This window comes from Streptomyces sp. Je 1-4 4N24 (genome assembly GCF_026239515.1).
GTDB classification, from domain to species: domain Bacteria; phylum Actinomycetota; class Actinomycetes; order Streptomycetales; family Streptomycetaceae; genus Streptomyces; species Streptomyces nigrescens.
Genome location: NZ_CP110836.1, coordinates 7931810 through 7942956 on the forward strand (window position 1 = coordinate 7931810; position 11147 = coordinate 7942956).

Consider the following 11147-nt stretch of genomic DNA (forward strand, 5'->3'; position numbering starts at 1 on the left):
CCCCCTGATCACCCCTCACCGCCCCACCCGTCTCTCAGGGTTGCGCGATATCCCTTAGGGGAGGCTAGGGGTTGGAGTACCTGTCGGCGATTCCGTAGCGTGGCCCGCAGTGAGTCGAAGGGGGATCTGTCGGGCTTGGAATTCTTGGGAAGCCGACTGCGCGGACTAATTGCGCGCTCTCATCAGGGCGATTGATACGGCGGCCGGCGCGGCAGGGTATGCCGCTGCCGAGTGCGCCGTACGGGTGTCGTGGCGTTCGGTGTCTTTCGGTGTCATCGACGTAAAGGTCCTCCGACCGATTCAGTGGAGTGGAATACGGTGGCGAACAACGAGGGAAAGCTGCTCGAGTACCTCAAGCGGACAACGGCCGAGCTTCGGGATACCCGTGCCCGGCTGACCGAAACCGAGCGGAAAGAGTCGGAGCCGATCGCCATCGTAGGAATGGCGTGCCGCTATCCCGGTGGGGTGTCCTCGCCGGAGGAGCTGTGGGAAGCGGTGGCCGCCGGGACCGACGGCGTTTCGGAGTTCCCCGACGACCGCGGCTGGGACCTGGACTCGCTGTACCACCCGGACCCCGAGCACATCGGCACCTCGTACACCCGGGAGGGCGGATTCCTCCACCAAGCGGCGGAATTCGACCCGGGGTTCTTCGGCATCTCCCCGCATGAGGCGGTGGCGATGGACCCGCAGCAGCGGCTGCTGCTGGAGGTGTCCTGGGAAGCCATCGAACGTGCCGGGATCGACCCGGCCTCGCTGCGGGGCAGCAAGACCGGGGTGTTCACCGGCGTGATGTACCACGACTACGGTGCGGGCGTCTCCGGCGTCGCCGAGGACGTCGCGGCGTTCCAGGGCAACGGGGCCGACTCCAGCGTGGTCTCGGGCCGTGTGGCGTACCTCTTCGGCCTGGAAGGACAGGCCGTGACGGTGGACACCGCCTGCTCCTCCTCCCTGGTGGCGCTGCACTGGGCGATTCAGGCCCTGCGGGCCGGCGAATGCAGCATGGCGCTGGCCGGTGGTGTGACCGTCATGTTCACCCCCGAGACCTTCATCGACTTCTCGCGGCAGCGCGGTCTCGCGGCCGACGGCCGCTGCAAGTCCTTCGCGGCGGCCGCGGACGGCACCGGCTGGGGCGAGGGCGCCGGAGTGCTGCTGGTGGAGCGGCTGTCGGACGCCCAGCGCAACGGGCATCCGATCCTTGCCGTGGTGCGGGGCTCCGCGGTCAACCAGGACGGTGCGAGCAGCGGGCTGACCGCGCCGAACGGTCCGGCGCAGCAGCGGGTGATCCGGCAGGCGCTGGCCAACGCCCGGCTGTCCACGGGGGACGTGGACGCGGTGGAGGCGCACGGCACCGGCACGAGGCTGGGTGACCCGATCGAGGCGCAGGCGCTGCTGGCCACGTACGGGCAGGACCGGCAGGAGGACCAGCCGCTTTGGCTGGGCTCGATCAAGTCGAACATCGGGCACACCCAGGCCGCCGCGGGAGTGGCCGGTGTGATGAAGATGGTCCTCGCCATGCGGCACGGGACGCTGCCGAAGACCCTGCACGTGGACGAGCCCTCGCCGCAGGTGGACTGGTCGGCCGGCTCGGTGGAGCTGCTCACCCGGGCACGCGAGTGGCCGGACTCCGGTCGGCCCCGCCGGGCGGGCGTCTCCTCCTTCGGGATCAGCGGCACCAACGCGCACGTCGTACTGGAGCAGGCGCCGGTGCCGGGTCCGGACGACGACCGGCCGCAGGCCCCGGACGACGCACCTGCCGCCGCCTCGTCCGCGCCCGGGATCGTGCCGTGGATGCTGTCCGCACGGTCCCGGGAGGCACTGGCCGCACAGGCCGGGCGCCTGGCGTCCCACGTGGCGTCCCGGCCGGAACTGGACCCGGTCGACATCGGCTTCTCGCTGGTGACCACGCGGGCCGGACTGGACTACCGCGCGGCGGTGACCGGCACCGGCCGCGATGAACTGCTCGCCGGCATCCGGGCACTGGCCGAGGACACCGAGCAGCCGCGTGCCGTGAGCGAGGGCCGGCTCGCGATGCTGTTCACCGGCCAGGGTGCGCAGCGGCCGGGCATGGGCCGCGAACTCTACGAGACGTACCCGGTGTTCGCGCGGGCCTGGGAAGAGGTGTGCGCGGAGTTCGACGGTCTGCTGCCGCGCCCGCTGACCGAGGTGGTCTGGGCCGAGTCCGGCGGTGGCGAGCAGGAGCTCCTCCACCAGACGCAGTATGCGCAGGCGGCGTTGTTCGCGCTGGAGGTCGCGCTCTTCCGGCTCGTCGAGTCCTATGGCGTGGTTCCGGAGGTCCTGCTGGGCCACTCCATCGGCGAGGTCACGGCGGCCCATCTCGCGGGTGTCTGGTCGCTGGCGGACGCGGCGAAGCTGGTCGCGGCGCGTGGGCGGCTGATGCAGGCCCTGCCCGGTGGCGGCGTGATGGTGTCGGTGGCGGCGTCCGAGGACGAGGTGCGCGCGCTGCTGGAGGGCCGGGAGCAGGTCGGGATCGCGGCGGTGAACGGACCGGCATCGGTGGTGCTCTCCGGCGCCGCGGAGCCCGTGGAGCAGGTGGTCGCCGCGCTGGAGTCCCGCGGCCGGAAGGTGAAGGGGCTGCGGGTGAGCCATGCCTTCCACTCGCCGCTCATGGAGCCGATGCTGGCCGAGTTCCGCACGGTCGTGGACCGACTCACCTACTCCGACGCCCGGTTGCCCGTCGTGTCGAATGTGACCGGCCGTCTCGCCGAGCCCGCCGAACTCCGCGACCCGGAGTACTGGGTACGCCATGTCCGCGAAGCGGTCCGCTTCCACGACGGCATCCAGGCCGCCCACGCCGACGGCGTCACCACTTTCCTCGAACTGGGCCCCGGCGGTGTGCTCTCCGCCATGGGACGCGACTGCCTGCCCGAGGACGACACGGTCACCTTCCAGCCCAGCCTGCGCGCCCCGCTCGCCGACGCCGAGGCACTGCTGAAGGCGCTGACCGGACTGTGGACCCGGGGCGTCCGCGTGGACCGGGCCGCCCTGCTGCCCGGAGGCCGGCGGGTGGACCTGCCGACCTACGCCTTCCAGCGGCAGCGCTACTGGCTGGAGGGCGCCGCCGGAGGCGCGGACGTGACCTCCGCCGGGCTCGGTGCGGGAAACCATCCGCTGCTCGGCGCGGTGCTGCCGCTGCCCGGCTCCGACGGATTCCTGCTGACCGGCCGGCTCTCCCTGGCCACCCACCCCTGGCTGGCCGACCATGTCGTCCTGGGCACCGTGGTGGTGCCGGGCTCCGCCCTCGTCGAGCTGGCCGTCCAAGCCGGTGACCAGGCCGGCTGCGAGCTCATCGAGGAACTCACACCGCTCGATCCGCTGATCCTGCCCGCACGGGGCGGGGTGCGGATCCAGCTCACCGTGGACGCGCCGGACGACAACGGCCGACGGGAACTGTCCGTGTTCTCCAAGGCCGAGGACGCCGACGACACCCGGCCCTGGACCCGGCACGCCACCGGTGTGCTCGCCACCGGGCCCGCGCCCGTACCGGCCTTCCCGGAGACCTCCTGGCCCCCGGCCGCCGCCGAACCCCTCGCAGTGGACGGGCTCTACGACGAGCTGGCGGCGACCGGCTTCGGCTACGGGCCGGTCTTCCAAGGCGTACGCGCGGCCTGGCGGCGCGGCGAGGACCTCTACGCCGAGGTCGCCCTCCCCGACGAACCGGCCGCCCAGGCGGACGGCTACGGGCTGCACCCCGCCCTGCTGGAAGCCGTCGTCCAGACCCTGAGCCGGGCCGAGTCCGGCACGGACGGGGACGGCCCCCGGCTGCCCTCCTCGTGGTCCGGCTTCCGGCTGCACGCCGTCGGCGCCACGACGTTGCGGGTCAAGATCTCCCCGGCCGGTGCGGACGGCTTCTCCGTACTGGCGGCCGACGCGGACAACGCCGTGGTCGCCTCCGTGGACCGGGTCGCCCGCCGCACCGTGACGGCCGACGAACTGACCACCGACTCGCACACCCCGGACTCGCTGTACCGGCTGGACTGGACACCGGTCCCGGTCGCCGAGCGGACCGGCGGCACCTGGGCGGTCCTCGGCGACGACCCCGCCCTCGCGGCGGCCCTGGGCGCCTCCGTGCTCGACCCGCAGGACACCGATGCCCCGGTACCGGACACCGTGGTGCTGCCGGTAATCGGGGCCACGGCCGGCACCGTGCCCGATGCCGTACGGGAAACCTCCCATCAGCTCCTTGCCCGGCTGCAGTGGTGGCTGGCCGAGGAGCGGTTCGCCGGCACCCGGCTGATGGTGCTCACCCGCGGCGCGGTCTCGGTCGCGGAGGAACCGGTCGACCTGGTGACGGCACCGGTCTGGGGGCTGGTGCACTCCACACAGTCGGAGCATCCCGACCGGCTCGTCCTGGTCGACATCGACGACGACACCCGGTCCCTGGACGTGCTGCCCGCGGCGGCCGACGCCGGGGAACCCGAGCTGGCGATCCGCGGCGGTCGCGTCTCGGCGCCCCGCCTCGCCCAACTGCCCGCCCCCGAGGGGGAACCGGACCCGGTGTGGACCGCGGACGGCACAGTCCTGGTCACCGGCGGCACCGGAAGCCTCGGCGCGATCACCGCCCGCCACCTCGTGGCCGACCTCGGCGTCCGGCATCTGCTGCTGACCAGCCGCCGCGGTATGGCCGCCGAAGGCGCCGCGGAACTCCGCGACGAGCTGACCGCACTCGGCGCGCAGGTGACCATCGCCGCCTGTGACGCCGCGGACCGGGAAGCGCTGGCCGCCCTGCTGGCCGGCATCCCGGCGGACACCCCGCTGACCGGGGTCGTCCACACCGCGGGCGTGCTGGACGACGGCGTCCTCGCCTCGCTGAACCCGGAGCGCATGGACAAGGTGCTGCGGCCCAAGGTGGACGCGGCCTGGAACCTGCACGAGCTGACCCGCGACCTCGACCTGTCCGCGTTCATCCTGTTCTCCGCCGCGTGCAGCGTCTTCGACGCACCCGGACAGGCGAACTATGTGGCGGCCAACGCCTTCCTCGACGCCCTGGCCGAACACCGCCACGGCCTCGGTCTGCCGTGTGTCTCGCTGGCCTGGGGCCTGTGGGCGCAGGACGGTGGCGGTATGGCCGGCGGACTCGGCGAGAACGACCTGCGGCGCATGGCGCGCAAGGGCATCGTGGCGCAGACCCCGGACGAGGGCATGCGGATGTTCGACGGCGCCGTCCGCTCCGGCGCGCCCCTGGTCGTACCGGTGCGCCTGGACATCAACGTCCTCGCCGTCACCGGTGACTTCCCGCCGATGCTGCACGGCCTGGTGCCGTTCCGCCGGCGCACCGCGGCGACGGCCGGTGCCGGAACCGGCGACTCCCTGCGGGAGAAGCTGGCCGGGCTGCCGCAGGCCGACCAGGACCGGGCCCTGCTGGACCTGGTCACCGCGCAGATCGCCCTGGTCCTTGGATACGCCGGCGGCGGGGCCGTGGAGACCTCCCGCGCGTTCCGGGATCTCGGCTTCGATTCACTGACCGCGGTGGAACTGCGCAACCGCCTGGACACGGTGACCGGCCTGAGCCTGTCCGCGACCCTGGTCTTCGACTACCCCACCCCCGTCGCCCTGGTCCGGCACCTGCGGGAACAACTGCTCGGCGAAGCGGCCGCGCCCGTCGCCGTGCGGTCCACCACGCCGACGGCCGACGACGACCCCATCGTCATCGTCGGGATGGCCTGCCGGTTCCCCGGCCAGGTGACCTCCCCCGACGACCTGTGGCACCTGCTGGTCTCCGGCGGCGACGCCATCGGCGACTTCCCGGAGAACCGCGGCTGGGACGTCGAAGGCATCTACGACCCGGACCCCGGCCGCAGCGGAAAGACCTACACCCGCGAAGGCGGATTCCTCCACGACGTCGCCGACTTCGACGCGAGCTTCTTCGAGATCAACCCCCGCGAAGCACTGGCCACCGATCCCCAGCAACGGATCCTGCTGGAGACCGTCTGGGAGGCCTTCGAGAACGCAGGCATCGACCCGACCACCCTGCGCGGCAGCAAAACCGGTGTGTTCGCCGGAGTGAGCTACCACGACTACGCCCCGCCGAGCGGTCAGATCCCCGAGGACCTCGAAGGCTATGTCGGAACCGGCAGCGCGGGCAGCGTCCTGTCCGGCCGGGTCTCGTACACCTTCGGCCTCGAAGGCCCCGCGGTGACCGTGGACACGGCCTGCTCCTCCTCCCTGGTCGCCCTGCACTGGGCCATCCAGGCGCTGCGCACCGGGGAATGCACCCTGGCCCTGGCCGGCGGCGTCTCCGTGATGTCCACTCCGGACACCTTCGTCGACTTCTCCCGGCAGCGCGGCCTGTCCGCGGACGGCCGCTGCAAGGCCTTCGCCGCCGCGGCGGATGGCACCGGCTGGGGCGAAGGCGTCGGCATGGTCCTGGTCGAGCGCCTTTCGGACGCCCGGCGCAACGGCCACACGGTCCTTGCGGTGGTGCGGGGTTCGGCCGTGAACCAGGACGGTGCGTCCAACGGTCTGACCGCACCGAACGGCCCCTCGCAGCAGCGCGTCATCGAACAGGCCCTGGCCAACGCGGGGGTGACCGCCAGTCAGGTGGACGCGGTCGAGGCGCACGGCACCGGTACGCGGCTGGGCGACCCCATCGAGGCCCAGGCGTTGATAGCGACCTACGGCCGGGACCGGATGTCCGACAGGCCTCTGTGGCTGGGCTCGATCAAGTCCAACATCGGGCACACCCAGGCCGCCGCCGGTATGGCCGGTGTGATGAAGATGGTGCTGGCCATGCGGCACGGGCTGTTGCCGAAGACCCTCCATGTCGATGCGCCCACCCCGCACGTGGACTGGTCCGCCGGCAGCGTCGAGCTGCTGACCGATCTCCGGCAGTGGCCGAAGACCGGCGAACCCTGGCGGGCGGGTGTGTCGTCGTTCGGGATCAGCGGGACGAACGCGCATGTGGTGCTGGAGCAGGCGCCTGCCTCTGAGGCGGTGGCTGTGGAGCCGGTTCAGGGCGAACCGGCTGAGGCGGCTGCGCGGGCCGGGGTGGTGCCGTGGGTGCTGTCGGCGCGTTCGGAGCAGGCGTTGGCGGCTCAGGCGGAGCGCTTGGTGTCTTTTGTGGAGGGCCGTCCGGAGCTGGGTCTGGCTGATGTGGGTTTCTCTCTGCTGAGCACGCGGGCGGAGTTGGAGCATCGGGCTGTGGTGGTCGGTGCTGACAAGGATCAGTTGCTGAGTGGCCTGCGTGGTCTCGCCGGCGGCCTGGAGGGGCCGGGTGCGGTGCGCGGCGGTGTGGCGGCTACGGCGGCTTCTGGCGCGGTGTTGGTGTTCCCCGGTCAGGGTTCGCAGTGGTTGGGCATGGCGGATGAACTGCTCGCTACGTCCCCGGTGTTCGCGGGTCGGATGGCGGAGTGTGGGGAGGCGCTGTCGGAGTTCGTGTCCTGGAAGTTGGATGAGGTTCTGTCCGACGAGGACATGTTGGCGCGGGTTGATGTGGTTCAGCCGGTGTTGTGGGCGGTGATGGTGTCGCTGGCTGCGGTCTGGGAGGACTGTGGTGTAGTGCCGTCCGCCGTGGTGGGTCATTCTCAGGGTGAGATTGCCGCGGCCTGCGTGGCGGGGATCTTGTCGCTGCGTGATGGTGCCCGGGTGGTGGCGTTGCGCAGTCAGGCCATCGGGCGGGTGCTTGCCGGACGTGGTGGCATGGTCTCGGTTGCCGGCTCTCGTGAGGCGGTGCAGGAGCGCATCGCCAAGTGGGGCGAGCGGATATCTATCGCCGCCATCAACGGCCCGACGTCGACCGTGGTTTCAGGCGAGCCCGAGGCTTTGCAGGAGTTGTTGGCGGAGTGTGCTGAGCAGGAGGTGCGGGCTCGGCAGGTTCCGGTGGATTACGCCTCGCATGGTGCGCAGGTCGAGGAGCTGCGCGAGGAGCTTGCGACGGTCCTGGCCGAAGTGCGTCCTGGTGAGGGTCGGGTCCCGTTCTACTCCGCCGTGAGTGCTTCGGCCATATCGGGCGAGGAACTCGGCGCCGGGTACTGGTTCGAGAACCTGCGCAACACTGTGCGGTTCGAGGAAGCCGTCCAGGCGCTGCTGGCTGACGGGCACGGCGTATTCGTCGAATGCAGTGCGCATCCCGTCCTGACCCCGGGGATCGAGGACACGGCGCAGGAGGCGGGCAGTCCCGTCGTGGTGACGGGCACTCTGCGTCGTGACGAGGGTGGCTGGTCCCGTTTCGCGCAGTCGCTCGGCCAGCTCTGGGCGCACGGTGTCCCGGTGGAATGGAGCACCCTGCTCGCTGCCGGGCGGCGGGTCCAGCTTCCGACCTACGCCTTCCAGCGGCAGCGTTACTGGCTGGAGACCTCGTCCGGTGCCGGGGACGTGTCCTCGGTGGGGCTGGGTGCGGCGGATCATCCGCTGCTCGGTGCCGCGGTGGCGTTGCCGGACTCGGACGGCTTCTTGTTCACCGGGCGGCTGTCGCTGTCCACGCACCGTTGGCTGGCCGATCACACCGTGCTGGACACGGTGTTGGTGCCGGGTACCGGGCTGGTCGAGCTGGCTATTCGGGCCGGGGACCAGGTGGGTTGTGACCTGCTGGAGGAACTCACGCTGGAGACACCGCTGATCATCGCGCCGACCGGTGGGGTGCAGCTGCGGGTCACCATCGGTGAGTCCGACGAGAACGGGCGCCGGAACCTGGCGGTGTTCTCCCGTGACGAGAACGCAGCGCCCGAACAGACGTGGACCCGGCACGCGACCGGCGTGCTCGCCGTCGGGACCGGAGCTCCGGCGGTGCTCGGCGAGGAGGCCTGGCCGCCGGCCGGTGCGGAAGCCGTTTCGGTGGACGGGTTCTACGGGGAACTCGCCGCGGCGGGCTACGAGTACGGCCCGGTCTTCCAGGGGCTGCGCGCTGCCTGGCGACGCGGTGACGAGGTGTTCGCCGAGGTCGCTCTTCCCGAGGAAGCCGTCGGAGAGGCGGGCCGGTTCGGTCTGCACCCGGCACTCCTCGACGCGGTCCTGCACACGGTGGGCCTTGGCGAAGCCCACGGCGACGAGGGGCCGGGGCTGCCGTTCGCATGGACCGGGGTCCAGCTGCATGCGGTGGGCGCCACCGCGCTGCGCGCCAGGCTGAGCAAGGCCGGCGAGAACGGTGTGCGGGTCGTGGTGAGCGATGCCGACGGTGCCCCCGTGGCGACCGTCGAGTCGCTGGTCATGCGTGAGGTCTCGGCCGACCAGATGCGGGTCGCCGGCAGCGGCCGGGACTCGGTCTTCCGGCTCGACTGGACGGTACTGCCCGACCTCTCCGGCCGAGACAACGGGATGTCCCTGGCCGTGGTCGGGCCCGAGGCCGAAGCGTTCGCGGGTGCCCTGCGGGGCGCCGGGATCGAGGCGGGTGCCGCGGCGGATCTGGCGGTGCTCGGCAAGCAGGACCCGGTGCCGGAGTATGTGCTGCTTCCGGTGCCCGCGGCCGGCCCCGGCCCGGTGCCGGATGCCGTGCGCTCGGCGGTGCACCAGGTGCTGGGCACGGTGCAGACCTGGCTGGCCGAGAGCCGGTTCGCCGACGCGAAACTGGTGGTCCTCACCCGGGGCGCGGTCGCCGTGTCCGGTGAGCTGAGCCCGGATCTCGCGCTCGCTCCCGTCTGGGGCCTGGTGCGGTCGGCCCAGTCCGAGAACCCGGGCCGGATCGTGCTCGCCGACCTCGATGGCGAGGAGTCATCGCTGCGGGCCCTGCCCGCCTTGCTGGCCGAGGCGGAACCGCAACTGGCGGTGCGCGGCGGGGTCGCCTCCGTGGCCCGGCTGGCCCGTCCCGGGCCGGTGGATGCGGACCGGAAGCCCGTATGGGCCGGTCAGGGAACGGTGCTGATCACCGGTGGCACCGGCATGCTGGCCGGTCTGGTCGCGCGGCACCTGGTCGCCGAGCACGGTGCGAAGCGGCTGATTCTGGCCGGCCGCCGGGGCCTGGCCGCCGACGGCGCCCCGCGGCTCCGGGACGAACTGACCGAGCTGGGTGCCCATGTGGACGTGGTCGCCTGCGACGCGGCCGACCGGAACGCGCTGGGTGAACTGCTCGCCGGGATACCGGCGGAGGCGCCGCTGACCGGGGTGGTGCACACCGCCGGGGTGCTGGACGACGGACTGATCGGCGCGCTGACCCCGGAGCGGATCGAGACCGTGCTGCGGCCCAAGGTCGACGCGGCCTGGAACCTGCACGAACTCACCCAGGACCTGAACCTGTCGGCGTTTGTGCTGTTCTCCTCGGCCTCCGGGGTGCTCGGCGCGCCCGGCCAGGCCAACTACGCGGCGGCGAGCACCTTCCTCGACGCGCTGGCCGAGCACCGGCACGCCCAAGGCCTCCCTGCGTTGTCACTGGCCTGGGGGCTCTGGTCGGAGCGCAGCGACCTCACCAGGAAGCTCACCGAGACCGATCTGCGGCGGATGAGCCGTGAGGGGCTGCCGCCGATGTCCTCGGAGGAGGGCGTGGCACTGTTCGACGTGGTGGGCGCCGCCGAAACCCCGGTGGTGATTCCCGTGGCGCTGGACACCAAGAAGGTCGCGGCAGCCGGGGAGGTGCCCGCGATCCTGCGCGGCATCGTCCGCACGCCCGCGCGCCGTACGGTGAGCGCCGGGCCCGCCGTGGCGAAGTCCCTGCGCGACCGGCTGGCGGCGGTACCGGCCGCCGAACGCGCCGGTGTCGTCCTGGACTTGGTGCGTACTCACACGGCCATGGTGCTGGGGCACTCCGGTGCAGGCATGGTCAACGCGGATCAGAGCTTCTCTGAACTGGGCTTCGACTCACTGACCGCGGTGGAGCTGCGCAACGGCCTGCATGCGGAGACCGGGCTGCGGTTGCCGGCCACCTTGGTCTTCGACTACCCGACCTCCACGGCACTGGCGCACCACATTCTCGCCGGACTCGTCGATGACGAACCCGATGCGGTCGCCACGGCGCTGGCCACCATCACCAAGCTGGAAAACGCTCTTCTGACGCTGGAAACGGAAAGCCGTGAACGAACGACCATCACGAAACGCCTCGAGCGGGCCTTGAGCAGGTATCGCGACGGCGGCTCGGCAACGGATAAACGCGACACGAACAGCGATATCCGGGATGCCTCCGCCGATGAGCTACTCGACTTCTTCGACCAGGAGTTCGGGAAGTCCTGACCGCGATTCTGTCCACATTCTTTCCAGCCTGAGGG

The 11147-nt window shown here is 71.6% G+C and carries 1 protein-coding gene; it reads left to right on the forward strand.

Annotated elements, in window-relative coordinates; all coding sequences use genetic code 11:
- Nucleotides 1-318 precede the first annotated feature (318 nt).
- Nucleotides 319-11112 (forward strand): type I polyketide synthase, encoded by a 10794-nt coding sequence (locus SLV14N_RS34720; RefSeq protein ID WP_263272497.1) that lies wholly within the window; start codon nucleotides 319-321, stop codon nucleotides 11110-11112.
- Nucleotides 11113-11147 lie beyond the last annotated feature (35 nt).